Consider the following 25,031-nt stretch of genomic DNA (forward strand, 5'->3'; position numbering starts at 1 on the left):
CCCGACCGGCCGGGTGGTCTGGTTCCGGCTCTCCGAGGCCTGACCGTACGAGGGTCAGACCTCCCGGTTCATGGTGGTCCGCAACCACCCCGGACGGGCGACCACGACGTCCCAGATGCTCTCGGCGGCGAGCGAGACACCTGGAAGGACACCCAGAAATCCCCTCCCCTCGCCCGGTACCCACGTGCTCCAGCAGTCGCCGGAGCGCCTTGATCCCCACCGAAGCCTGTTCCCCGTGCACCGGACTCCGCTCCAGCCGGGAACCCTCCCGGTGAGCATCCCTCTGCTCAGGTGGAGGCGCCGGGCCGATCCGTTGGACATTATGAAACCAGCAGGAAATCGATCAGCTCCTGGAGGACTTCATGGCACGTCTCGTACGGCAGGGCGTCATGATTTGTGCGGTGGTTTTATTGGCGATTTCCGGTTGCGCCGAAAAAGAGCCCACCGCCGCCGAGGCCGGTGAGACCCTGAAGCTCCACATCACCGGGCTGATGAAGAGAAGCCAGGCGTTGGATGTCAAGATCACTGATCCCGGGGAGAGGGACATTCCCTGCGGTGAGGGCCGGGCCAAACGGACCTTCGCAGCCACTGGCCGAGACACCGAACCGCACTCTGACGCGGACGGGCTCAACGGGCTCATGGTGGGCGCGCTCTCCGCCGTCGCTCCTTACGAGATCACCGAAGACCCAGGCAACGCCCCCATCAAGCTGGCCAACAAGACGGCCAAGACAGCGCTCGTCCTGGAATCGACGGCCGACGGACAATTCAGGGTCCGCGGCGAGACCGAGTGTCTCCCAACCTCGTAATCCAGTCATTCAATAACGTCAGCCAGACTGTCGGAAACCGCTCCCTTTGCCAGGGTCGAGGCTCTCCGACAACGTGCTGGGCCGGCCCCTAGTTGTCGAAGACCAGGGCGCGTTGCCTGCCCCGTCCGTTACCACCCTCGAACCAGTTCGCCATACGACCGGACAGGTTCCCGACCGAAAATCTGTCGCGGCCACCCATCCCGTTGGCGGCGGCCCACTTCTCGAAGGCCACCAGGCCCTTGTCACCCTGCTTGAGCAGCTCGGGGAACGGCCTGAGGTTGCCCTCGTCGTCGGCGATGGCGACGCCCGGTGGACAGGTCGCCTGATATTCGGCGGGCGTCACCTTCGGCGCGAAGCCGTTGGCGATGAGCGCCTGTGCGAGAGCGTGCTGGCGGCCGAGCGTCGCGTTCCCGTCGACCTTGTTGAGCTTGTCCACCCGCTTCTGGTCCTCCGGTAGGAAGGCGTCCTTACCGGAGAAACCCGTGCCCAGTGCCAGCCAGGTCAGTTGACCGGCCATGCCCGGCACGCCGAGACCGGTCACCCCCAGCGTCGAGCCGATGACAAAGCTCTGGAGCTTCTGGGCCTGCGTGTCGGCCACGTCCATGGTGCCCCGGACCTTCTCGGCTGCGGCCATCTCGAAACCCCGGACGTTGCCCAGGGCATCGAGCGCCTGTTCCAGGGAATCGGTATCCCGGCCCTGCTTGGTCGTCGCCAGGGTGTCGTCGATCAGGCGCTGGGAAAACCGTCCCATCGCCTCCTGGAACGGGGTGAGGTTCTCGTCCGTGTCGGCGAAGGTCTTGAGGAACCTGTAGGTGTCCTTCGGGCTCAGGGTGAACGCCGACGTCAGGCCCAGTGCCGAGGTCGTCGGTTTCAGTGTGCTGGCCTCGGTCATGTTGCCGTCGCCGAGGGTGGCACCTTCGGTGATCTCCGTGGTGTAGGCACCGGCGATCTCCGCCATGTGCACCCGGGCCTTCTCCCCCAGCTTGATGTCCCCCAGCGTCGTCATCACCGCGAAGGCGAACGCCGCCGCCTCCTTGCTGTGCTCGCCGTCTCGCTCGTCATAGGCGCCGGAGGCCGCGGCGAGCATGCGCCCGAAGGCGTCACTCCTGCTGTCGTGGCTCGCATAGAGGCCGCCGGCGTGCTCGTTGAGCTTCTTCAGGTACTCCTTCAGCTTCTGCTGGTCCTTCGTGTACGGCCCGGTCACCTTCTCGACCGCCAGCCGTGCGGCTGACGGGTTGTTCCCCAGCGCGTACATCAGCCCGGTGGAGACCTTGCGCGGGTTCGCCATCCCCCATGCCGACGCCACCCCCGCCAGCCACTCGGCGGGAAACTCCCCCGCCGACAGCAGGAGCTCGGCGCCGAGCCGATCCGCCGGGTCCGGGCTCTGCACCGCGGCCTTGATCTTCGCGAACCCCGGGACCTGCGACCCTCCAGTGACCGCGCTGCCGAAGGCCTGACTCAGCGTACGGGTGAGCGGGTCGTCGGGGTCGGGCGGAGCGGCGGTCGCCTGAAGGTTCGCCGTGTGCAGGTTCTCCCGGAACAACGTGGGAAGCTTCAGGGCTCCCTCCGTTCCGAGGGCGGCGAAGAAGGCCGCGGTGAAGTCGGCGTCGTTCTTGTTGCCGTCCAACTCCCTGAGGACCTTGGCGTACCTGTCGGCGTCGGCGTGATGGGTCCAGAAGCCGACGGGGCCGATGTCCATCAGCTGCCCACCCAGCTCCGTACCCTGCCTGCGCGACTCCTCCGGGGATCGATAGGCACTCTCGTCGAAGGCGACCAGTGGGGAACCTCTTCCCCACGAGGGCAGCGCATTGGTCGCCCGGGCGATCTCCATGCGCCGCCTCAGTCCTGGCAACTCGTCATCGATCCAGCCCGCGATCTGCCCGATCGGTTGCAGTCCCGACATCGACACCTCGGCCGTCGCCAGCAACTGGCGGATCCGCTCGGCCTGCTCGCCGATCACGTCACGGCCGCGTTCCAGAGAGGAGACGAAATCCCGCATCAGGTCCGGATCGAGCCCGGCGAAGTCCGGCGACAGCGGCCCTGTTCCCGGTGGCGTGGACTCCATGATCCCCCTGATCGCATTCCCGATCATCTCACCATAGACAACTGTAATCTTATACAACACACGGCAATCAGTAATTACCGATATCAAGGAACAATTCTCTCGATTGGGCTTCGGCGCAACCGGGAAGGCCGTACGCGCGATTCCTTTCCTCTCCCGCCAACGTCGGCCGCCGCCCTCGGGCTGACGGATGTCGCTCCGGATCGGGTTCCATGTCGAAAAGAACCCGAGAGCGAAGAGGCTCCACCAAAATCACGATCGCCCCTCGCGAGCCCGGGATATATTCCAGGAGCCGCGAAAGCGAGCACAGACTTATCCGGGGCCTCATGCCCCCGAGAGTGCGATCTACGGACCGCGTCCTCGCCATTTCCCCGGGCGGTCGGCATAGGAGGGTCTGGCCGGACCTGGTCGGGCTACCGAGGCAACGCCATGCTGACGGCTTCGAGGATCACCAAGCGTCAGGACTCCAGGTAGCGCAGCACGGCGAGCACGCGGCGGTGGTCGCTCTGCGACGGCGGCAGCCCGAGCTTGCTGAAGATGTGCGTGACGTGCTTCTCCACCGACCCGTACGACAGGAGCAGCGCCTCGGCGATCGCGCCGTTGGAGCGGCCATCGGCCATCATGACGAGCACCTCGCGCTCCCTGGAGGTGAGGGTGTCGAGGGCGTCGGCGCGCCTGCCGGTCGCCATCATCCGGGTGACCACCTCCGGGTCCAGCACGGTCTCGCCCGCCGCGATCCTGGAGAGCGCGGCCAGGAAGTCACCGACGTCGGCGACCCGCTCCTTCAGCAGGTATCCCACGCCCCGCGAGCCCTCGGCCAGGAGCAGGGTCGCGCAGCGCGTCTCCACGTACTGGGAGAAGACCAGCACCCCGATGCGGGGTGGGCGCGGCGAACGTCGATCGCGGCGCGCAGACCCTCGTCGGTGTGGGTCGGCCGCATCCGCACGTCGACGACGGCGATGTCCGGCTGGTGCTCGTCCACCGCAGCGCGCAGCGCGACAACGGCCTGGCGGTGACCTCCATCGCCCTACCGGAGACGCCCGCCACCTGACCATGCCGCGTGAAGGGGTATTTCTTAACCCGCGTCAGGTATGGGGGCGACGAAGTCGGCGAGACGCCGCAACTCGGCCAGGTGGCCGGCCAGGGCCTCGCGGCCTGCGCGGGTGAGGGCGAGCCAGGTGCTCCTGGGCACCCTGCCCGACGTCTTGGTCACCTTCACATAGCCGGCCGTCTGCAGCACCTTGACGTGCTTGCTCAGTACCGAGTCGCTGATGTCGAGTTCCTTACGGAGGACGGAGAACTCGGCGGACTCCACGGCCGCGAGCATGGCGCAGATCTGCAACCGGTTGGGCGCGTGGATGATCTCGTCAAAGCCTGGCGCGATCATGGCCATCCCGTAGCTCGCGTTGTGCCACGGCGTCCGCGCGGTAGGTCGCGGCGACGGTCAAGACGCCGATCACCACCCCGGCCACCGCGTGGGCTCCGAACACGTCCATCCCGTACTCCAGATACATCGCGGCCCCGACCAGGCACACGGTGATCAGCCCCCAAAGCAGGAACACCCGGTTGGCACCGGGAGTGAAGCGGAACACGACCCCCGTCGAGCGCTTGTGCGCGGCGGCGAGCCCGAGCGCCGCGAGCAGCAGGAGCGGGGCCCCGTACGACGCCCAGCGGAAGCTGATCGACACGAAGAACAGCGTGAGCGCCACTCCGAGTCCGCAGTAGTACCACCATGGACTCACGACATGCCGCGCCATGCGGGCACGGGTGGCGTCGGCGTCGTCCAGAGCGGCTCGGGCAGCAGTGGCGTCAGGGAGTTCCGGTCTCACCGGCGAACTTTCCATCATGGAAAGCATAGAGCAAACTTTCCATCATGGAAAGCAGGGAACCGGCACCACGGCCTGGCACTCGCTGGGAAGCCGAAGCGCATTGCGGCGCCCCGGCCCCCCTCAGATCAAGCAGGCCCAGCAGGGCGGTTCAGGTGCGTCGTGCTGGGTCGCGGAGGTTCCGATCGCCGGGCCCGGCGCGGCGGGCGGGTCAGACGACGCCGGCCTTGTGGGCGAAGACGGCCATCTGCAGGCGGTCGCGGAGGTTGAGCTTGCACAGCAGGTTGGAGACGTGGAACTTGACGGTCGCCTGGCTCACGTACAGCCTGCTCGCGATCTCGGTGTTGTTCAGCCCGTCGGCGACCAGGACCAGCACCTCGTGCTCGCGCTCGGTGAGCGACTTGACGGCCTCGGGCGGGCGGTAGGGCAGCCCGTTCTCGAACCGCCGCAGGAAGCTGCTGGCGACCTGCGGCGCGAAGAACGCCTCCCCTCGCGCGATGGCCCTGATCGCCCCCACCAGCTCGTCCTGGTCGCTGGAGCGCAGCAGGAAGCCGCGGGCTCCGGCGCGTACCGCGTCGAACATGCTCTCCGGCTGCTCGGTCAGGATGACGCTCCGCACCGGAGGGGCCAGGGAGTCGGCACGGAGCCGCTCGGTGACCTGGATGCCGTCGAGGCCGGTGAGCCGCTCGTCGACGAGTGCCACGTCGGGTCGCAGGCCGCGGGCCTTGGAGACCGCCTCGAATCCGTCACCGGCGTCTCCCACGACGCGCAGCCCCGGTTCGGCGGCGAGGATCGAGCACAGCGCGGTGCGAAGCAGCCTCTCCGAGTAGCAGATCAGGACCCGGATGTCGGCGTTCGGGCTGTTCATCTCCCGCTCACCTCAGGCGTGCGAGGACGAGGTGCCGGGACGGGACGAGCCCCGCGAGCGGTTCCCTGCCGGTGACGACGACGGCGGTGAAGCCGAGCGTCAGCAGTGGCGGCAGGCGGTCGGTGTCCCGCGCGCCGTCGGCGTCGTCGACCAGCAGCAGGCACCGCCCGCCCGAGGCCGGGGACGTCATGCGAGCTATGCGCGCCTGCCGCACGGCGGTGCGCAGCTCGCCGGGGCCGCGCCGGTCACTGCCGAGGTCGAGGAAGAGCACGTCCAGTGCCATCCGCTGGCGCAGCACGTGGGCGCACTGGACGGCGAGGGTGGTCTTGCCGACTCCGGCCGGGCCCGTGACGGTCACCAGCGCGGGTTCCCCGCCACCGGAGGCGACCGACACCACCTCCTCGACCTCCCGCAGCAGCGGGAGCCGGCTCAGCGCGACGGTGCCGCTCACCGAGGGCAGGCCCCACTCCGGAGGCGGCGCCACGACGGGGGCGCCGAGCGAGCGGGGCGGCGCCGCCTCGAAGGTCACCCGGTCCTCACCGGTCAGTTCAAGGGCGGCGGCCAGGCGACGCACCGAGGTACGGTGCGGGTAACGGGTGCGACCCCGCTCAAGGTCCCGCAGCGTGCGCACGCTCAGGCGGGCGCGTTCCGCCAGCTCCTCCTGGGTCAGCCGCGCCTTGTCGCGATGGGTACGCAGCAGCTGAGCGAATCCCAGGCTGTCGGACAACAGTGCAGACCTCACGTGAATCCTCCCGGTGACGACCAGATGCCGTCAACGTAGGAAGTGCCGGTTATCGTCGGCTATCGCCGCGATATCGCCGGTCATTCCTCCTGGTCACCCCCCATGCGCGCTGGCAGCGTGAGACGCATGCTTCCGACAGGACGGATACGACGGGGCCCGGCGCCGCTACTGGACGACGCGGTCCTGACCCAGCGGTTCGACTGGGAGACGCGCACCCTGCTGCGGCACTACCGCTGGATCGAGCTGACCCACACCGGCGAGTACGCCCGCATGGGGCTGCTCGACCGGGACGCGGCCGAGCGGATCCGCCGGGCGGTGCTGGACCTGACGCCCGAGCAGGTCGGCGCCGAGCGCGCGGCGGCCATGTCGGACCCGCTGTTCGCCCTGGAGAGGTGCGTCCAGGCACACGTACCCGAGAGCGCGCACGCCTGGCACGTCGACCGCAGCCGCAACGACGTCCAGGCCTGCGCCCAGCTCATGCTCGGCAGGGAACGGCTGCTGGAGACCGCGGCCGCGGTGAGCCGGCTGGCCCGCGCCGCGCTGCAGACCGCGGCCGGGCACACCGAGTCGATAATGCCGGGGTACACCCAGCACCAGACCGCGCAGACCATGACCTTCGGCTTCTACCTGGCCGCGCTCGCCGAGGCGGTGACCGGTGCCGCCGAGTCGCTGCAGGCGCTGTTCGACGCGGTCAACCTCTGCCCGCTGGGCGCCGGGGCGATGGCCGGTCTGGAGCTGCCGTGGGACCGGGGGCGGATCGCGGTCGCGCTGGGTTTCGACGGCCCGCAGCCGCATGCGCTGACCTCGGTCGCCTCCCGCTCCTGGGTGCTGCGCACGGCCGGGGAGCTGTCGGTGCTCGGCACCACGCTGAGCCGCTTCCTGACCGACCTGATCTGGTGGAGCGGGTCGAGCTGCCGCTTCATCGACCTGCCGGACGAGCTCGCCGGCATCTCCTCGGCGATGCCGCACAAGCGCAACTTCCCGATCCTGGAACGGGTCCGCGGGATGAGCGGCCACCTGGTCGGGCTCTCGTACGACCTCATGATCGGTCAGCGCAACACCGGCTACACCAACCTCGTGGAGGTCTCCAAGGAGAGCACCCGCTTCCTGGAGGACCTCTTCACGACCTGCCACACGATGCTGGCGCTGTTCGAACGGGTGGTCACGGACGTGCGGTTCCACCCGGAGCGGGCCCGCCGGGTGGTGCGGGACGAGCTGATGGCCGCCTCGACCGTCGCCAACCACCTCACCCTGGAGCACGGCGTGCCGGCCAGGGACGCGCAGGTGCTCGTCGGCGCGTGGATCTCGGCCGCCCTGGAGCGGCTCGGCCCCGCAGACACCCTCACCCCCGGCCTGCTCTCGGCGCCGGACCTGGTCTCCGCGGGCGAACGGCTCGGCTTCACCCTGGCCCTCACGGAGGACGAGGTACGCGAGCTGCTGGATCCGGAGGCGGGCGTGTGGCGCAAGCAGACCACCGGCTCGACCCACCCCGAGCAGGTCCATCTCCTCCTGGAGCAGGTCGGCGCCCGGCTGGCCGCCGTCGACCGGGGAGCCGCCGAGCGGTCCCGATGGCTGCGAGACGCCTGGGAACACACCACCGGCACGAAGGCGGGCGAGCTGACATGACCATCCAGATGCCGATCCGGGAAAGCGACGGCCGCAGCGGAGGGGCCGGCCGAGGGCGTGCCCCAGGCACCTTCGGCGAACTCCTGCAGGGGATCCTGGGATCCGGTACGGACTTCCTGGTGACCTTCCCCGTGGACCTGTACGTGGAGGCCGCCTTCGAACCCGATCCCCAGCTGGACCAGGTGATCGTCTCACCGCCGCACAAGAACAAGGCACGGCGCCTCGCCACCGGGATCATGTCCCACTACGGGGTGCACACCGGCGGCTGGCTGATGCTCAACAGCGCGCTCCCCGAGGGCAAGGGCATGGCCAGCTCCACCGCCGACCTGGTCGCCACCGCGCGCGCGGTGGACTCGGCCTTCCGCCTCAAGCTCCCCAACCGGCTGCTGAAACAGATGATGGCCGAGATCGAGCCGTCCGACGGGGTCATGCATCCGGGGATCACCGCGTTCTTCCACCGGCAGGTGCGGCTGCACCGGCGGATGGGCACGCTCCCCCAGCTGACCATCGCCGGGATCGACGACGGGGAGAGCGTCGACACCGTCGCCTTCAACCGGTCGAGGAAGCCGATTCCCGCCCACTGGGCGGTGCGCTACGGCGAGTTGCTCGACCAGCTCACCGGTGCCGTACGCGACCACGACCTGGCCGCTGTGGGCCAGGTCGCCACCGCCAGCGCACGGCTGTTCCAGACCTTCAACCCCAAACCCCATCTGGCGGCGGTGGAGGAGATCTGCCACGACGTCGGCGGGCTCGGCACGGTCGTCGGTCACAGCGGTACGTGCCTGGGCATCCTGCTGGCCCGGCACGATCCCGAGCACGGTCCCCGGCTGGCCCGCGCCCTCACGGAGCTGGAGCGGCTGGGGCGGCCCCTCATCGTCTGTAGGAGCACGAGCCGGACATGACACTCAGAACTGACGCCATCGACGCCATCGGCCGTACTCCACTGATGCGTCTGCGCGCGACCGGCGGGGCGACCGTCCACGCGAAGCTGGAGCTGGCCAACCCGTACGGAATGAAGGACCGCGTCGCCAGGCAGGCGATCCTGACCGCCAGGGCCGAGGGGGTGCTGACCGACGGCGGCCTGATCGTGGAGAGCTCCTCGGGCACCCTGGCCATGGGGGTCGCGCTGGTCGGCACGTACCTCGGCCACGAGGTGCACATCGTCACCGACCCCCGGATCGACCCGATCACCATGGCCAAGCTGGAGGCGCTGGGCGCCACTCTGGACATCGTGCCCGCCATGACCGGCAACGGCTGGCAGAGCGCCAGGCTGGAGCGGCTGCGGGCCGTGCTGGCCGCCAACCCCGGCGCGTTCTGGCCCAGGCAGTACGACAACCCGGCCAACCCCGCCGCCTACGACCGCCTCGCCGAGGAGGTGATCTCGGAGATCGGCCGGGTCGACGTACTGGTGGGCGCGGTGGGCAGCGGCGGCTCGCTGTGCGGGACGGCGCGGGCGCTGCGCCGGACCAACCCCGCACTGCGGGTGGTCGCCGTGGACGCCGTCGGCAGCGCCATCTTCGGCCAGCCCGACGTGCCGAAGCGGTTGCAGAGCGGACTGGGCAACAGCCTGGTTCCGGCCAACGTCGACTTCTCGGTCATCGACGAGGTCCACTGGCTGTCGGACCGGGAGGCCTTCGCCGCCACCCTGGAGCTCGCCTCGCACGAGAAGGTCTTCGCGGGCAACAGCTCCGGCTCCGCCTACCAGGTGGCGCGCTGGCTCGGCTCGCGGCTCGACCCGGACGTGTCGGTGGTGGTGATCTTCCCCGACCGGGGCGACCGGTACGTCAACACCATCTACAGCGCCGAGTACCGGGCGGCGCACGGCCTGACCGACCTGCGCCCGCCGCTCGCCCCCGAACCGATCCAGCTCACCGACACCGCCGTGACCTGGTCCTACGCGACGCTCGGCCGGTCCTTGGAGTACGCATGAACCCCGTCCTCGTCTTCGTCGAGTCCAACACCACCGGCTCCGGGATGCTGGCCTTCGCCAGGGCCGCCGCGCTGGGGTTCACCCCGGTGCTGGCCACCGCCGACCCGGCCCGCTACACCGGGCTGGCGGCCACCGGGGTGCGGGTCGCCACCTGCGACACGGACTCTCCCGCCACCCTGGCGACAGAGCTGCGCCGCGCCCTGGGGGAGATCGCCGGGGTCACCACGACCAGTGAGTTCTACACCGTCGCGGTCGCCCGGCTGGCCGCCGACCTCGGGCTGCCCGGCAACCCGCCGGAGGCCGTCGCCGCCTGCCGGGACAAGGGGCGGACCCGCCGGATCCTGGCCGCGGCCCGGTTGCCCTCCCCCGCCTTCGAACTGGTCGGCCCCTGCGACGACATCGACACCCGAGTCGTGATCGCGCTGTCGCGGATCGCGCTGCCCTGCGTCGTCAAGCCCGTCGACGACACCGGCTCGCTGAGCGTGGTGCTCTGTCACACGCCCGGGGAGGTGGCGGCCCACTGCCGCCGGATCACCTCGGCCGCCGTCAACGTACGGGGCCAGGCCACCGCGAGGACCGCGCTGATCGAGGGCTATCTGGCAGGCCCCGAGTACAGCGTCGAGACGGTCGGCTCCGGCGGGTCGCACCGCTGTGTCGGCGTCACCGCCAAGCGGGTGACGGCGCCGCCGCACTTCGTGGAGCGCGGGCACGTCTTCCCCGCGCCGCTGCCGGCGGACGAGACCCGAATCCTCGTCGAAACCGCGTTCCGCGCGCTGACCGCCGTCGGTGTCACCCACGGTGCCACCCACATCGAGATGAAGCTCATCGACGGCCACGCGTACGTCGTGGAGATCAACGCCCGTCCCGCGGGGGGCATGATCCCCGAGGTCATCGCGCGGGCGAGTGGCTTCGACCTGCTCGACGCCCACCTACGGGCCGCGGTCGACCTGGAGCAGCTGCCGCTGCCCGAGCGGTTCGCCCCGGCGGGGATCGCCTTCCTGCTGCCGCCGGAGCGCGCCGCGACCGGGCGGGGGAAGGCCGTCCTGCGGGAGGTGGCCGGGATGCGGGAGGCCGGTGCCGTGCCGGGCGTCGACACGGTGGCCGTCACCGCGCCGCAGGGTTCCGAGGTGCGGCCGGCCCGCAGCAGCTACGACCGGCTGGGCTATGTGATCGCGCACGCGTCCGGCCATCGCGAGCTGGAGGAGACGCTGAACACCGCGCTCGGCCACCTGCGGCCCGTGCTGCTCCACGAGTTTCCGCCGATCGAGATCCCCCGCCAGGAGTACCGGACCTCATTCTCCTGAATCTCCGCCCCGGCCTCCGTACTCAGAACTCCCCCGATTGGAAATCCCATGACGAGCGTGCTGGACAACCCCCACCTGGTCGCCGGAGAGAACGACGACGGCGGCGAGATCGAGCTGCGCAGCGACACCTTCACGCTGCCCACCCCCGCGATGCTGGAGGCCGCCGCGAACGCGCCGCTGGGCGACGACGTCTACGGCGAGGACCCGACGGTGGCCAAGCTGGAACGGCTGGCGGCCAACCTGCTCGGCAAGGCCGCGGGCTGCCTGATGCCGAGCGGCACCATGGCCAACCTCGCCGCGCTGCTCGCGCACTGCCCGCGCGGCGGCAAGGCGATCGTCGGCCACGAGTCCGACCTGTACGTCTACGAGGCCGGGGGCGCCTCGATGTGCGGCGGCATCGTCTACGAGCCGCTCGCCAACCTGCCCGACGGGACGATCAGCCTGGAGGACATCGCCGAGGCGTGCACCGTCGACCGTACCGACCCGCAGATCGCCCCTCCGGCGCTGGTCAGCCTGGAGACGCCGCAGAACCGGTGCGGCGGCCTGCCGCTCCAGCTCGACTACCTCGCCGAGGTGGCCCAGCTGACCCGCTCGCACGGCGTGGCGCTGCACCTGGACGGGGCGCGCATCTTCAATGCCTCGGTCGCGCTGGGCATCACCCCCGCGGAGATCGCCTTCTACGCCGACACCGTGCAGATCTGCCTGTCCAAGGGCCTGTGCGCGCCGATCGGATCGGTGCTGGTGGGCGACCGGGCGATCATCGCCCAGGCCAGGCGGATGCGGAAGATGCTCGGCGGCGGCATGCGGCAGGCCGGCATGATCGCGGCCTGCGGCATCATCGCCCTCACCGAGATGACCGGCAGGCTGGCCGAGGACCACGAGAAGGCCGCCCGCCTCGCCCGCGGACTGGCACGGCTGCCCGGCGTACGGCTGAACCCCGGCCCGCCGATCACGAACATGGTCTTCTTCCGGGTACGCGACGAGCGCTACACCACCCGGTCGTTCATCGCGGCGGCCCGGCGCAGAGGCGTCCGGGTGGAGGAGCTGGGGCACGGGCGGATTCGGGCGGTGACCCACGCGGGGGTCAGCGCGGACGCCGTCGACCGGGCGATCGGGGTCTTCGCCGAACTGCTCGCCCCCACCGGCCGATGAGAACCCACCGGGGCGGGGAGACCGTGCGAACGGACGAAAACAGCACGTCGGCACAGTGGACAGCGGACACCGGCAGGCCCGCGGAACGGGGAGCGGCGGACCTCTCCGAGAGCAAACCGCCGAAACAGCGAACAGCGGACACCGACCGGGACCGGCCTGCGGAACCACAGGCGACGAGCGCCACGGCAAACGAACCACCGAAACAGCGGGCCGGGGGAAACGCGGGCCGTCCGGGGCTGGGGCGCTCGTTTCATCACCTGTGGGCGGCGTCCGGCCTGTCGAACCTGGCCGACGGCGTCCTGCTCGTCGGCGTCCCCCTGCTCGCGGTCTCCCTCACTCGCTCACCGGCGCAGGTGGCGCTGGTCAGTGCCGCGACGACGCTGCCGTGGCTGCTGCTGGCCCTGCACGCGGGCGCGATCGCCGACCGCCTCGACCGGCGCCGGATCATGGTCCTGGCGGGCTGGTCCCGCGCCGCCGTACTGGCCGCGACGGCCGCCGCCGCCTGGCTGGACCTGCTGAGCCTGCCGGTGCTGGTGGCGGCGGTGCTGCTCGCCGGTGCCGCCGAGGTGTTCGCCGACACCTCGGCCCAGTCGGCGCTGCCGATGACCGTGACCGGCGACCGGCTGGGCGCGGCCAACGGTCGGCTCGTCGCCACCCAGACCCTCGGCAACCACTTCCTCGGCGCCCCGCTCGCGGGCCTGCTGGTCGGCATCGCCACCACCGCCGTGTTCGGCACGGCCGCCCTGCTGTACGCGGCCGGCGCGCTGTTGCTGCTCGGCATGCGCGGCCGGTTCCGCCCGGAGGCCGCCCCCGCCCAGGCGCTGCGCGCCGACATCGCCGACGGCATGCGCCACCTGTGGGGACACCGCGCCCTGCGCGGCCTGGCCGCGTACTCCGGCGTGCTCAACCTCGCCTACGGCGCCTACTTCGCGGTCTTCGTGCTCTGGGTGGTCGGTGACGGCTCCCGGGTGGGACTCACCCCCGGCCAGTACGGCCTCCTGGCGGCGACCCTGGCCGCCGGCGCGGTGGCCGGTTCGGTGCTCTCCGGCTCACTCACCCGCCTGACCGGCGAGAACGGCGCCCTGGTGGGCGTCACACTGCTCAATGCCCTGCTGCTGCTGGTGCCCCTCCTCCTCCCCTCTCCCCTGGTGGTCTTCCCCGCCGCCGCGGGCATCGGCGCGGCCAACGCCGTCACCAACGTCGTCTCCGTCTCGCTGCGCCAGCGGCTCATCCCCGAGGGTCTGCTCGGCCGGGTGAACGCCACCTGCCGCCTGATCGGCATGGGCGCCATGCCGCTGGGCGCCGCCTCCGCCGGCCTGCTCGCCACCCTGGCGGGCCTGTCCGCCGTCTTCTGGTCCGCCTGCGTACTCTCCCTGCTCGCGGCGGCTCTCATCCTGCGCGGTGGGGAGGCCGGAGGTCCGGCACGAGGCCACCGCGGGGCCGCGAGCCGCGAATGAGGCGGCTGTCCGACACCACGGCCGGCGGTCAGGAGACCCTGATCCGGTAAAACGCACGGATGGTCCGGCCCCCCACCCGTGGTCATCGGCCGGTGGGTCGGGTCGGATCGACCGCTGGGGGTTCGTCAGAAGTGCGGCCGCCGATTGCCTGGCCGGGGCGGCGGGTGCGGGCACTGGCCCAGCCGACGAGAGCGGTAGCCAGGTTCAAGGCACTGACGGCCAGCGGGATCCAGGCGGGCAGGTCGTGCATGACGGACTCCAGGAAGTCTCGGGGGTCGTGAGGAAGGGTGAGCCGACCAACGCTGTGTGGTGGCTAATGCCCAGTGCACCCGACGTCCAGAGAGTCCGGCAGCGGCGGCGAACAAAGCCGGACGAATCGCTGCGGCTCTCTACCTGCGAAAGGCAAGCTGGTACTTCTTCGGCGGATCCTCCCCGGGCCGAACCTGGACAGGGTGTCCGGCGCTGTTCGCCGCCGGAACCGGACGGAGGTCATCGCCGGTAGCGGCCGGCGATGCGACAGGATGACGAAGGGATGCGATGACGCGGCCTTCAGTAGATCGGCACCCTTCTGCGGGCGCCGATCCAGCGCAGGTGCACACCCTGGCCGAGTTGGCCGCGGCGCTGGAGGCGTTGCGGGCGGGGCGTTCCTATACCGAACTGGCCAAGGCGGTGCGGCCCGCCCGGCTGGCGCCCAGCACCCTCAGCGACCTGCTGTCCGGTGAGACGCGCCCGTCAGCCGAGACGCTGGAGCTGTTCCTGACCGCCTGCGGCGTGCCCGAGGAGGCTCGGGGGTCGTGGCGGTCGGCGCGGAAGCGCGCCCTGACGGTCGCGCCGGCGCTGGCCGGGGTGGTGCGGGTGGAGCAGGCCGATCCGCGCCTGTTGGGAGTCCATGCCGCGATCGAGGCCCCGAGCGCCACAGGTGAACTGCCGGTGTACGTGCTACGCGACACCGACACCGATCCGCGCGGGGTACGTGCCTTGGTTGGCCGGGCCGCCGAGCGGGGTGGCCTGGTGGTGCTGGTGGGCTCCTCGTCGGTGGGTAAGACCCGCTGCGCCTATGAGGCGATCCGCGCCTTGGTGCCGCAGTGGTGGCTGCTGCACCCGGCCGATGCCGACCACGTCCGGCAGGCGGCCGCCGACCCGCCGTCGCGGCTGGTGGTGTGGCTGGATGAGCTGCAACGCTACCTGGGCGGCCCGGCCGGGTTGCGCGCCGCCACCGTCCGTGCGCTGCTGCAGGCGGGAGCGGCCGTGGTGGCCACCGTGTGGCCTGAGCGTCATGCCGTTTACACCACCCCGCCCTGCTCCGGCGGTGAGGATCCCTACGTCGCCGAACGCGAGCTCCTGGACCTGGCCGGCATCGTGCACCTCGATGCCGCACTCAGTCCGGCCGAGCGGAAACGCGCCCGCGCCGCCTCCAGGGCCGATCCGAGGATCGCGCTGGCGCTGGAATCGGCCGACTACGGCCTGACGCAGGTCATCGCCGCGGCCCCGCAGCTGATCGACCGTTGGCGCGGCGCTGACCCCTACCAGTCGGCGGTGTTGAACGCGGCCGTCGACGCCACCCGGCTCGGTGTGCAATCTCCGCTGAGTGCGGGATTGCTGCGCGCGGCCTCGCCCGGTTACTGCGACGCCCGCCAGAGGGCGGCCGCGCCGGCCAACTGGTTCGAGGGGGCGCTGGCGTATGCGACCGAGACCCTGCACGGCGCCGCAGCGGCGTTGGCCCCGGTCGCCGCTCCCGGCACGATGGGGCGCCCCTCGGGCTACCTGGTCGCCGACTACCTGCAACAGCACGCCGGGGCTCAGCGGCGCACTACGAAAGTGCCCGGCGCGACTTGGCGGGCCTTATGTGAGCACCTGACCGACCCCGCCGACCAGGCCAGTACCGGTAGGGCCGCGCAGGATCGGTTGCTGTACTGCTACGCCGAACCTCTCTACCGGCACGCCGCCGATGCGGGCGACGAAAGCGCCGCTACCAGTCTGGTCGGCCTGCTGGTCGAGCAGGGGCGGGCAGAGGAGGCCATCGCGGTCCTGCGCACTCGCGCCGATACCGGCGACGACATCGCCGCTTTACGGCTGTCCGGCCTGCTGGTCGAGCAGGGGCGGGCAGAGGAGGCCATCGCGGTCCTGCGCACTCGCGCCGACATCGGCGATCCATACGCCGCTTACCACCTGGTCAACCGGCTGGTCGAACACGGGCGGGCAGAGGAACTACGCGCCCGGGCCGACACCGGCGACACATACGCCGCTCAGCGGCTGGTCAACCTGCTGCTCGATCAGGAGCAAGTGGAGGAAGCCGTCGCGGTCCTGCGCCCCCACGCCCGTGCCGGCGGCGAAGACGCCGGCGACGACTACGCCACATACGCTGCTTTACAGCTGGTCGGTCTGCTGGCCGAGCTAGAGCTGGTGGAGGAACTATGTGCTCGCGCCGACACCGGCGACACATACGCCGCCGGGCGGCTGGCCAGCCTGTTGGCCGAGCAGGGGCGGGCAGAGGAACTACGCGTCCGCGCCGACACCGGCGACGCACGCGCTGCCCGGTGGCTGGCCAGGCTGTTGACCGAGCAGGGGCGGGTGGAGGAGGCCATCGCGGCTCTGCGTCCTCATGCTGATACCGGTGATACATCCCTCGCGGTAGAGCTGGCCGACCTGTTGGCCGAGCAGGGGCGGATGGAGGGGGCCGCTGCGGTCCTACGTGCCCGCGCCGATGCCGGGGACATACCTGCCGCCCGGCGACTGGCCGAACTGCTGGCCGGGCAGGGGCGGATGGAGGAGGCCATCGCGGCCCTACGCCCCCACGCCGATACCAGCGATACAGCCGATACCGGTTATATATCCATCGCGGTAGAGCTGGCCGACCTGCTGGTCAAGCAGGAACGGGTGGAGGAGGCCATCACGGTCCTGCGCCCCCGCGCCGATACCGGCGACATACCTCCCGCCCAGCGGTTGGCTGACTTGCTGCTTGAGCAGGGGCGGGTGGAGGAGGCCATCACGGTCCTGCGCCCCCGTGTCGACGCATACGCCGCCTGCTGGCTGGTCGACCTGCTGGTCAAGCGGGGGCGAGCGGAGGAGGCCATCGCGGCCCTGCGCCCTCATGCCGACACCGGCGACCTACCTGCCGCCCAGTGGCTGTCCGGCCTGCTGGTCGAGCAAGGACAGACAGAGGAATTACGCGCCCGGGCCGATGCCGGCGACACGTACGCCGCCCACCGGCTGGCCAGTCTGTTAATCAAGCGGGGGCGAGCGGAGGAGGCCATCACGGTCCTGCGCCCCCACGCCGATGCCGGCGGCGAAGGCGCCACACACGCCGCTCACCGGCTGGTCGATTTGCTGGCAGAGCAGGGGCAGGTGGAGGAACTACGCACCCGCGCCGACACCGGCGACACACACGCTGCCCGTCAGCTGTCCGGACTGTTGGCAAAGCAGGGGCGGACAGAGGAACTACGCGCCCGCGCCGACACCGGCGACACACACGCCGCCGGCTGCCTGGCCGATCTGCTGGCAGAGCAGGGGCGAGTGGAGGAACTACGTGCTCGCGTCGACAGCGGCGACACAGGCGCCGCCTTCCGGCTGGTCGATTTGCTGGCAGAGCAGGGGCAGGTGGAGGAACTTCGCACCCGCGCTGCTACCGGCAACCCATACGCCGCCCACCGGCTGGTCGGCTTGCTGGCCAGACAGGGGCCAGCCGAACAAGCAAAGCAACTGCGTCGTTTCGGGGTGCCGGCAGAGGAGGACTGATGTGGAACTACTGTAAGACAGGTCGCCTCCGCATACTTGATCTTGTCCGGGAAACGATCGATTCTGGCTCCCAAAATCAGTGATGTAGCCACGATTCTCAGCACCTATCCGATGCCGGTCTCTCGACCAACATCCGAACGACGGTTGGCGGTAACTCCGTCCGTGTCGGCTCGCTAACGCCACTGATCGTTCCGTTGTTTGTTCAGGCCCCTGAAAGCCCAGAGTTCCGGCGAGCCCAAGGGGCGAGATCGGGCCGTTGGGGGGGTTTGGGAGGTTATGCACCCTTGGGGTCGCCGGAACCAAGGCCGCCTAAGGTCAGCCGGTCCCGGAGCGGCACCGGGCGATGCCCAGGGCTCGGCGAGTGGCCGGGGCGCCTGAGCCGGTGTAAGGAGCCGACCCCCGCGTGAGCAGGTGTTCTCTGCCAGGGCGACACCTCGGCCGGGCGCGGCACGCGCTTCCTCGCCTTCACCATGGCTACAAGAGCCTCAACGAAGAGGGAGAAGCCTCACCGAGCCCGAAATCCCTTCAACCACCAGATCGACGTGCTCTACCCGGAAAACGCCCTGGTCCTGGGGTTGGATGTCCTGGAGAGGGGCTCGGGAACTCGGAGGTTATTTCTTAGTTGCGGGTCAGCGCTGCCCCGCCAAGGCGCGGCGGACTGCGCGGTGCGGCCATCAAACTGATGTTTCTGCGGTCCACGAAAGTGCCGCGTTTGGACTGACTCCAGGTAACGCTGAATATTCATCGCATGTCGATATCGGCTCCGCCCTTGGCGAGGATATCGAGCAGGTCGTTCAGGGTGATCGCGGGGCGCCAGGATCGTTGGACGTGGGCCGGGCGGTCGTAGCCCGAGATGAGGTGTCGGCGTACCACATCCGCGTGGTGCCAGATGAGCTGGAACGGCGGCGTGGCGCCCCACCGGCCATGTAGGCAGTCGTCGAGCGCGCCAAGGTTCCAGCCGAAGTAGCCTCCAGGGCCGTTGATGGCCTCACCGAGGGCGCAGTAGAAGCCCTCGATGTCGGTGACGAACCGGCCGTCCAGGTGGTAAGTGTGCCCGGCGGGCAGGTCCGGCCGCCCGTGGGGATGGTGGTGCAAGGCCGCGCCGGCCCATTCGTGCCGCAGCGCCCGGTCGTAGCCAGCCCACAGGCCTGGCCGGGTGGGCCGGCCGGTGTGCCACAACTGCCAGATCTCGCGGGCACCGCTGGGCAGCGGATCGTCGATTCCGCCATCGAGGACGATGTCGAGGAGTCCGTCGCCCAGCGGGGAGGGGCGTGAGCATGTCACGGTGGCAAGCACCGCCCTGCCCGTCGACACGGCCAAGCCGGTGCTGTCGACGGCATGGATTGCCGCCTGCAGATGACGTCGCCGGGTGGATCGGCGTTCCAGAAGGGCGCGCAACGGTGCCTCAGGCCGACAGCCGAGAAGGGTCACCTGGTGAACAGGCGGAGTCGGGCGCTCACGGAAGACCCCGGCAGTGCCTCGGCAGCTGCCCAGCGGTTCCTCGTCGTGACCGGTCAGCAGAAACTCTTGCGCGCCGGGTGGCTGCGCCGGTGGCCATCCCAGTTCCGGCAGGATGCGCAGATGTCCGCAGAGGTCGATGTCAACGAGTCCTGATCCCGCACAACGGCAACCAGCCATGCCCGATCGGTGCCGACATGCCGCAGTGCCTCACGGAGCGGACCGATCGGCGCGCAGCCGATCAGGGTGTAGCACTCCGGCGCCGACGGCGGCCGTACACGACCGGCATCGTTAACAGGGTTGATCTTGACGTCGGTCGCGAGTAGGGCCACCCGGCGAGTGGTTTTCATCCCTATTGGGGAAGAGCCGCGGGAGCACCGCTGGAAGGGTCGGCGGAGAGATTCCTCAACCCGGAAGGCGATCATGATCCTCCGATCACCCAGGTCCCTGGTGCTGCCGGTGGTGGCCGCGCTGGGACTCCTGCCGGCCACCACTGCCATCGCAGGCACGACCACCGGTACGGCCGCCACGGCACCCGCGATCTCCTGGGGGCGTGTACCGGACTGCCCGTGTCCACCGCGGGCCTGGATTGCGGCAAGCTGACCGTGCCGCTCGACTACGGCAACCCGAGCGCCGGGACCGTCGACGTCGCGGTGATCAGAGCGAAGGCCACCGGCACCCGGATCGGCTCGCTGGTGATGAACTTCGGCGGTGGCGGCCGCGGCGTCATCAACCTGGCGGCGAGCCACCAGAAGTACGCGGCCCTGCGCAAACAGTACGACCTGGTCAGCTTCGATCCGCGCGGCTCGGGCGCTACCTCTCCGGTGACCTGCGGCCCTGGCGCCTCGATCGACCGCCTGTTCGCCGTCAACCCGGGCGTCGGGAACCCCGCCGACCGTAAGGCGTTCCTTCGGGCGACCGCCGACTTCATCCGCACCTGCGAGAAGGAGTCGGGCAGGATCCTGCCGCATGCGGGCATGGGCGACACGGCCAGGGACATGGACCGGCTGCGTGCGGCGCTGGGCGAGAACAAGCTCAACTACTACGGGATGTCCCTCGGCAGCGTCCTCGGCGGCGTCTACGCCACCCTGCATCCCCAGCGGGTCGGCCGGATGGTGCTGGACGCCGGGCTCAACCCCCGGCAGTCGGTGCTCGAGGTGGTAACGCAGCTCACCCGCACCTACCAGCTCTTCTACGAGAGGTTCCTGGCCGGGTGCGTCAAGAAGGGCTGTGACCTGGGCAAGGACACCAAGGAGGTCGACAGCGCCGTCGAGGGACTGGTCGAGCGGCTCAAGCGCAAGCCGCTCGAGGTCGGCGACCGCCGTCTCGGCGCCAGCCTGGCGATCGCCACCCTGCATGCAGCGAGCGTCGGCGAGGCGTACTGGCAGGAGCTGGAAGCCAGGTTCGCCAAGGCGATCAAGGGCGACGGTGGTCCCCTGCTGGAGCTCGCCGACGCGATGACCGGTCGCCAAGGCGACACCTACAGCCCCTTCGGGATCTTCGGCTCGGCCCCGTACGGCAGCGGGGTCTACTGCCGTGACCGCGAACGGCCCGCCATACGGGACCTGCCCTGGATCGAGGCCAAGCTGACCCGTATCTCCCCGATCTTCGGCCAGCTCAGCCCGACGACCGCCTTCCTGCTCCCCTCATGCGCGCAGTGGCCGGTGCCCGTCGACCCCGAAGGCCGCACGGTCAGGCACACCGGCCCGGCCCCGATCGTGGTGATCAGCTCGGAGAAGGACACGGCCGCACCGACCAAGGAGGCGGCGAGCCTGACCAGGCAGCTCACCAACGGCGTGCTGGTCACCTACGGAGGCGATCTGCACGGCGCTTACCCGGCCGGTGGTCCCTGCATCACCGGCGTCGTCGAGGACTACGTGGTGAACGGCAAGGTCCCCGCCAAGGGAACCTCCTGCCCTGCCACCTAATGGCAGTGCCATGACACGTTTCCGGCGTAACCCTCCGGACCACCGCTGTCTTCTGGGGGCAGGCGCGCCCGCCGCCAAGCACCGGGGGTAGGTGGCCTTGGCCGCGGCCTGGTGGACCTTCTCCACCTCGATGTCGTGATCCCACATGTCGCCGAAGTCGTAGCGATAGCCGAGCCAGTCCCCGGCCTTCGGGATGAGACCGGCCATCGTCACCGCCGTCTCGTCACGGGCGTTGTCGCCGTACTGCCGATCTCCGTCGGAGAACACGTGCAGGTGGTGCCGCTCCCAGCCCATCGCGACCTGCATCACCTCGTGCAAGTCGGCCAAAGTCGCCATCGACGGCACGTGGACACGCCGCCACACCGGCGGGTGAACCTCCCGCAACACGCGTCGTCATCAACCGCGGGAACATCCGATAAGCGGTCCGCTCCACCGACGTCACCGCACACGCCCCCTGGCAGCCCGACCTAACGGACGATACACACCATAGTGATGCGAACACGCACACAGCGGCGAAACAGATCAGAACGCCAAAAATCTGCCGGATCAACCTTTCAAGATCAACTCAATGTGGATTTTGAGCTTAAGTGGGCTGCCCCCCATCTGCAGCTCGTCCGTCGTCCCGGAGCCGAGCTGGAACTCCTGGGCCGGACGTGCGACGAGCCGATCCTTCCTACCGTCGGGGATGTCGGACCCGCCTGCCATACTCGCCGCGATCATGATGGAGAAAGCCTGAGGGGACCGATGCGCAAGATCATGCCCGCGGATTACGCGTGGGAGGACGACTGGCAGGAAGAGATCTACACCGTCACCTTCGTTCACGACCTGGATGAGCGCGAGACGCTCCGGCGGTTCGGCGTAGCCGACGACAACATCCGTGCGGTGGACGACGAGGAGCTCATGGAACGCATCGAGGAGACCGAGGGCTGCTGCGACATGGTGCTGGCGACCCGGTCCGGCGATTGGACAATCGCCTTCGAGTACAGCGGCTGGGAGGGGACCCGGCCCGAGACCCTGCGCGAGTTGACCCGCAACGGCGGTGAAGCCGTCTCCGTCATGCGCCACAACTACGCGTCCTCGCATGACTTCGAACATGCCGTAGACGGCCGGATCCGGACGGCCTTTCGCCCGCAGACACCGCAGGAGCGCTGGGGCAGCCACCCCGACGCTCTCAACGAGGACATGCGCGAGCTGGGCCTGAAGCCCGAACCGGACGAGGAGTTTCAGTACCTGCCTGGCTCCATTCCTGCCGCCCTCGCCCTGGCCAGTCGTATCTGCGGGGTGCTGTTCACTCCCGCGCTGCTGGACGGGCCGCTGCTGGGCGGAGTCATCACCGACCCGGTTCCCGGCGACCCCCCGGAAGGCGACCCGCTCGCCCGGCACGCCCTGCGGGCCGTCGACCGCAGGCTCGCCGAGGCCATTGACGGCGCCTCCCCTAACCTCCAGCGGCGGGCCGCGATCGCCGAGGCCCGCCGCCAGTGCGGGCTGGCAGGCGTAGCCGGCCACCCGGTGCTCGCCGAGGCGCTCGCCCGGGCCGAGCGGGGCGAAACGCCCCCGGTCGGGCACGACTCCCCGCTCGCCGAGCTCATCCGCGGCTATGAGTCGGAGCTGACCGGCCATCCGATCGACAGCGCCACCGGCGAGTGGATGACGAGCCCGTCCGCGGATCCGCACCGCTCTCCGGGCGACAGGCGCAACATCTTCTCCATCGATACCGCGACCGGCATGCCGACCTGCCCGAGCTGCAGGTGGCATCACCGCCCGGGTGAGGAGGAGCGGGAGGCGGCCCGGCCTCGCTGGCAGGCGGCGGTGGCGGTGCGCCATGCCCTGTCACCCGATGCCAGGAGGGCCGCCTACAGCACCCACTTCGCCCTGGTCCACGGGGATCAGGTCATGGCTGACCGCGATCACGCGGCGGCCGTCGCCGCGATGCTGCGCGCCGCCTCGGCATAGCAGGTCCCTAGTCCTGCAGATCAGGATCGGAAACGCGTGCCGACCGCCGGCTCACACGGTCCGTGAGCGACATCCGGCTCCCGCCTGCGAAAGCAGCGGTCTTCCCGTCGGCCTGCGCGGCGCAAGAGCCAGCCCAGTCCCAGGATCGGCACAGGCGGTCACGCTGCCCCGCCCTCCACGAAGATCTTCCTCGACCCACTCGACAATGACGAAAGAGACCATCACGTGGATGACGGACGGCCCGCAGCCGATGAGGTGTACAAGCACTATCGGCGGCTTGTCGGCGAGCCCGTGCCACCTGCACTGGATGTGGCGTTGTGCTGGACGGTCGTCGTTCCCAACGTCGGCGCGGCGCCTCTCACCGTGGAAGACATCGGTACCCGATTGAGCGGGGGCACCGGGCACGAGGTCCACGAAGCGGCCAGCCTTGACGTCGTCGACCTTCCCGACTACCGCCTGAATCCGCCTCCGGTGGCGGTGGACCGGGCCGGGTCAGCGATCGTCTTGTACGGACTCGACTATCTCGGGGTGCCTCCGGCAGTGACTCGGCCCCTGAGCACAAATGCCCGCGTCTACAACGCCTGGTGGAACGTCAACTCCGTGAACTACCTGTCCCTCGCCGTCGACGGCGAGGTCCTCCTGTCGATCGACGGACTGTTCCCTGGACGCCCTGAGGACCACCCGAACCTGGCATGGTGGCCGGAATTGACGGCGATCAGCGGCTTCTTCCTCGACTACGAGGACACCGCCTGGACCGGGAGAGACGACAACTGGGACTGGCGGGCGGGCTTCTTGACGGGCATCGAGTTGGCTACAGGAGTGCGGCTGGACCGCAGGTGGTTGAATGCGGAACATCCCTACCTGACCTCCTCAGGCCCTGTTACGCACTGAACGCCCAAACTCATCCAGAAACCCATCGGCTTACGTACACCACTTCGCTGGATGTGACCTGCGACTGATATCTCCCGACCTGAGAGAATAGTCAGATGCCCCAGCCATCGACCTCGCTTTCAGCCCGGTGGCCGGTCGCGCCCTCCAGTGCCACCGACTGGCTGCGAGAACTTGTCGGCGACGGCCTCACCGGCTTCATGCCGCCTCCGCTCCCGGACGCAGCCTGGGTACTGAACGCTATGTACGAGCATGATCAGGCCCCTACCGATATCTCCTATGACGACGTTCACCGCGCCGCGATCGCGGACGGAAGCGTGCCCCCCGAGATCGTCGGTGGCCTCGACATGAACACCGTGGGAACCGTCATCGGAGGCGGCCTCGGCCGCGCCGAGCACCCCGGCCCCGGCTGGAAACGGCTGCGCTGGGCCGACCTTGCGCAACGCAGCGGCGATCCGGTAGTCCCCGAAGGTCTCCTGCCTTGTTACCGCTGCTTCCCCTCCGTCCCTGTCAACGGCAGCTGGCCCATCTCGATCGCTCCGCCGACCGAGGGCAGCATGGACCGCGAGACCTGGAACCATCTGATCGGCCTGCTCCGTGCCCATAGCCCTGCGGGCGCGGACACCCGCTGCCTGGCCTACTACAGCCCCCTGATGCTCGGGACCACCGATTTCGACAACCTCCATGTGCGTGCGGGTCGCCTCGGCGATGCCGAGATCTTGTACGACAACCCCGAGGTCGGCTTCAGCCCGTCCAACCTCTGGGCCGAGGACCATTCATGGATCATCTGCACCGACTACGACCTGTGGGCCACCAAGGTGGCCGGGCCCGCCTCGCTCATCGACGTGCTTCTGAAAGACTCCGAGATCGAAGCGGTACGGCTGCCCTGGGCTCCATGACTGGAACGCCGTTAAAGATCGCCGCGCCAGAGGCGAGACAGCCGAAGGATTCGAGCCGGTGGCGTTCTGGTGGGGGAGCCGCTATCGGACAGCATTCGCGGGACTGAAGCGGCCAGGCTCGGGGCCGGGGAGGAAGGCAGCGGGTATACCGTGGCGGATCATGAAGTCGCGTTCGCGGTCGTAGGCCTCCCAGGTCCGGCTGTAGCGGGTGAGGAGGCCGAAGATCTGGCGGGCTGTGGCCGGATCGATGCGGGCGGCCTGGAACCATCCCTCGACCTGCTCAAAAAGGAACGCAGCACTAGTAGGACTTGGTTACCTCGGGTAGGAGACGGTATGTCACCTGCTTTGGGGGTGAGGGAAGATGACCCCTCAAGAACTGGAGGCCGTGCGGGCGCGA

21 protein-coding genes and 1 pseudogene are annotated in these 25,031 nt (G+C 69.6%); 13 read left to right on the plus strand and 9 right to left on the minus strand.

Annotated elements, in window-relative coordinates; genetic code table 11:
- Positions 1 to 362 precede the first annotated feature (362 nt).
- The gene (locus tag ACWD3H_RS44775) at positions 363 to 806 is read left to right on the plus strand and encodes a hypothetical protein (RefSeq protein ID WP_451959363.1); all 444 of its coding nucleotides are present in this window, start codon (positions 363 to 365) and stop codon (positions 804 to 806) included.
- Between the two features lie 88 nt (positions 807 to 894).
- On the opposite strand, the gene ACWD3H_RS44780 is transcribed toward ACWD3H_RS44775, so the two are convergent.
- Complete coding sequence (locus tag ACWD3H_RS44780; protein ID WP_451959364.1) at positions 895 to 2,898, minus strand: DUF6571 family protein; 2,004 nt, start codon at positions 2,896 to 2,898, stop codon at positions 895 to 897.
- Positions 2,899 to 3,326: 428 nt separating this feature from the next.
- Positions 3,327 to 3,737, minus strand: a complete 411-nt coding sequence (locus tag ACWD3H_RS44785) for a response regulator transcription factor (protein ID WP_451959365.1) — start codon at positions 3,735 to 3,737, stop codon at positions 3,327 to 3,329.
- A gap of 56 nt (positions 3,738 to 3,793) precedes the next feature.
- On the opposite strand from ACWD3H_RS44785, the gene ACWD3H_RS44790 reads away from it, so the two are divergent.
- Positions 3,794 to 3,919, plus strand: coding sequence for a hypothetical protein (locus ACWD3H_RS44790; protein WP_451959366.1), 126 nt, complete (start codon positions 3,794 to 3,796; stop codon positions 3,917 to 3,919).
- A 24-nt stretch (positions 3,920 to 3,943) separates the two neighbouring features.
- Here the strand turns inward: ACWD3H_RS44790 and ACWD3H_RS44795 are convergent, their stop codons facing one another.
- The 4 genes from ACWD3H_RS44795 to ACWD3H_RS44810 all read right to left on the minus strand — a co-directional run bounded on the left by ACWD3H_RS44795 (position 3,944) and on the right by ACWD3H_RS44810 (position 6,304).
- Positions 3,944 to 4,255: a transcriptional regulator gene (locus tag ACWD3H_RS44795; RefSeq protein WP_451959367.1), complete on the minus strand. Its 312-nt coding sequence runs from the start codon at positions 4,253 to 4,255 to the stop codon at positions 3,944 to 3,946.
- The gene (locus ACWD3H_RS44800) at positions 4,236 to 4,697 is read right to left on the minus strand and encodes a hypothetical protein (RefSeq protein ID WP_451959368.1); all 462 of its coding nucleotides are present in this window, start codon (positions 4,695 to 4,697) and stop codon (positions 4,236 to 4,238) included. Before ACWD3H_RS44800 ends, ACWD3H_RS44795 begins: the two co-directional genes overlap by 20 nt.
- Positions 4,698 to 4,905: 208 nt before the next feature.
- Positions 4,906 to 5,562 (minus strand): LuxR C-terminal-related transcriptional regulator, encoded by a 657-nt coding sequence (locus ACWD3H_RS44805; protein ID WP_451959369.1) that lies wholly within the window; start codon positions 5,560 to 5,562, stop codon positions 4,906 to 4,908.
- Between the two features lie 7 nt (positions 5,563 to 5,569).
- Complete coding sequence (locus ACWD3H_RS44810; protein ID WP_451959370.1) at positions 5,570 to 6,304, minus strand: helix-turn-helix domain-containing protein; 735 nt, start codon at positions 6,302 to 6,304, stop codon at positions 5,570 to 5,572.
- A gap of 126 nt (positions 6,305 to 6,430) precedes the next feature.
- On the opposite strand from ACWD3H_RS44810, the gene ACWD3H_RS44815 reads away from it, so the two are divergent.
- From ACWD3H_RS44815 to ACWD3H_RS44845, 7 genes are all read left to right on the plus strand, one after another.
- On the plus strand, positions 6,431 to 7,930 hold the full coding sequence (locus ACWD3H_RS44815; RefSeq protein ID WP_451959371.1) for a lyase family protein: 1,500 nt from the start codon (positions 6,431 to 6,433) through the stop codon (positions 7,928 to 7,930).
- Positions 7,927 to 8,832 carry a GHMP family kinase ATP-binding protein gene (locus tag ACWD3H_RS44820; RefSeq protein WP_451959372.1) on the plus strand — a complete coding sequence of 302 codons (906 nt, stop codon included), beginning with the start codon at positions 7,927 to 7,929 and terminating at the stop codon, positions 8,830 to 8,832. The genes ACWD3H_RS44815 and ACWD3H_RS44820 overlap by 4 nt, the downstream gene beginning before the upstream one ends.
- On the plus strand, positions 8,829 to 9,860 hold the full coding sequence (locus ACWD3H_RS44825) for a PLP-dependent cysteine synthase family protein (RefSeq protein ID WP_355562419.1): 1,032 nt from the start codon (positions 8,829 to 8,831) through the stop codon (positions 9,858 to 9,860). Before ACWD3H_RS44820 ends, ACWD3H_RS44825 begins: the two co-directional genes overlap by 4 nt.
- Complete coding sequence (locus ACWD3H_RS44830) at positions 9,857 to 11,164, plus strand: ATP-grasp domain-containing protein (RefSeq protein WP_451959373.1); 1,308 nt, start codon at positions 9,857 to 9,859, stop codon at positions 11,162 to 11,164. Before ACWD3H_RS44825 ends, ACWD3H_RS44830 begins: the two co-directional genes overlap by 4 nt.
- 48 nt (positions 11,165 to 11,212) lie before the next feature.
- A complete protein-coding gene (locus tag ACWD3H_RS44835) occupies positions 11,213 to 12,316 on the plus strand; it encodes a GntG family PLP-dependent aldolase (RefSeq protein WP_451959374.1) in 1,104 nt (367 codons plus the stop codon).
- 23 nt (positions 12,317 to 12,339) lie between these two features.
- A complete protein-coding gene (locus tag ACWD3H_RS44840; protein ID WP_355562428.1) occupies positions 12,340 to 13,773 on the plus strand; it encodes an MFS transporter in 1,434 nt (477 codons plus the stop codon).
- A 591-nt stretch (positions 13,774 to 14,364) separates the two neighbouring features.
- Positions 14,365 to 17,508, plus strand: a complete 3,144-nt coding sequence (locus ACWD3H_RS44845; protein ID WP_451959375.1) for a helix-turn-helix domain-containing protein — start codon at positions 14,365 to 14,367, stop codon at positions 17,506 to 17,508.
- Between the two features lie 741 nt (positions 17,509 to 18,249).
- Here the strand turns inward: ACWD3H_RS44845 and ACWD3H_RS44850 are convergent.
- A complete protein-coding gene (locus ACWD3H_RS44850) occupies positions 18,250 to 18,822 on the minus strand; it encodes a barstar family protein (RefSeq protein WP_451959381.1) in 573 nt (190 codons plus the stop codon).
- A gap of 200 nt (positions 18,823 to 19,022) precedes the next feature.
- Positions 19,023 to 19,316 (minus strand): hypothetical protein, encoded by a 294-nt coding sequence (locus ACWD3H_RS44855; RefSeq protein ID WP_451959376.1) that lies wholly within the window; start codon positions 19,314 to 19,316, stop codon positions 19,023 to 19,025.
- 219 nt (positions 19,317 to 19,535) lie between these two features.
- Between ACWD3H_RS44855 and ACWD3H_RS44860 the strand changes: the two genes are divergently transcribed.
- Positions 19,536 to 20,894 carry an alpha/beta hydrolase gene (locus tag ACWD3H_RS44860; protein WP_451959377.1) on the plus strand — a complete coding sequence of 453 codons (1,359 nt, stop codon included), beginning with the start codon at positions 19,536 to 19,538 and terminating at the stop codon, positions 20,892 to 20,894.
- A gap of 72 nt (positions 20,895 to 20,966) precedes the next feature.
- Here ACWD3H_RS44860 and ACWD3H_RS44865 read toward each other — a convergent pair.
- A pseudogene (locus tag ACWD3H_RS44865) lies at positions 20,967 to 21,281 on the minus strand (plasmid pRiA4b ORF-3 family protein); the annotation flags it as partial.
- 357 nt (positions 21,282 to 21,638) lie between these two features.
- Between ACWD3H_RS44865 and ACWD3H_RS44870 the strand changes: the two are divergent.
- From ACWD3H_RS44870 to ACWD3H_RS44880, 3 genes are all read left to right on the plus strand, one after another.
- On the plus strand, positions 21,639 to 22,847 hold the full coding sequence (locus tag ACWD3H_RS44870) for a DUF6461 domain-containing protein (protein ID WP_451959378.1): 1,209 nt from the start codon (positions 21,639 to 21,641) through the stop codon (positions 22,845 to 22,847).
- 225 nt (positions 22,848 to 23,072) lie between these two features.
- On the plus strand, positions 23,073 to 23,738 hold the full coding sequence (locus ACWD3H_RS44875) for a DUF6461 domain-containing protein (RefSeq protein WP_451959379.1): 666 nt from the start codon (positions 23,073 to 23,075) through the stop codon (positions 23,736 to 23,738).
- 95 nt (positions 23,739 to 23,833) lie between these two features.
- Positions 23,834 to 24,634, plus strand: a complete 801-nt coding sequence (locus tag ACWD3H_RS44880; RefSeq protein WP_451959380.1) for a hypothetical protein — start codon at positions 23,834 to 23,836, stop codon at positions 24,632 to 24,634.
- The last annotated feature ends 397 nt before the right edge of the window (positions 24,635 to 25,031 follow it).

It is taken from the genome of Streptosporangium sp. NPDC002607 (assembly GCF_053592655.1).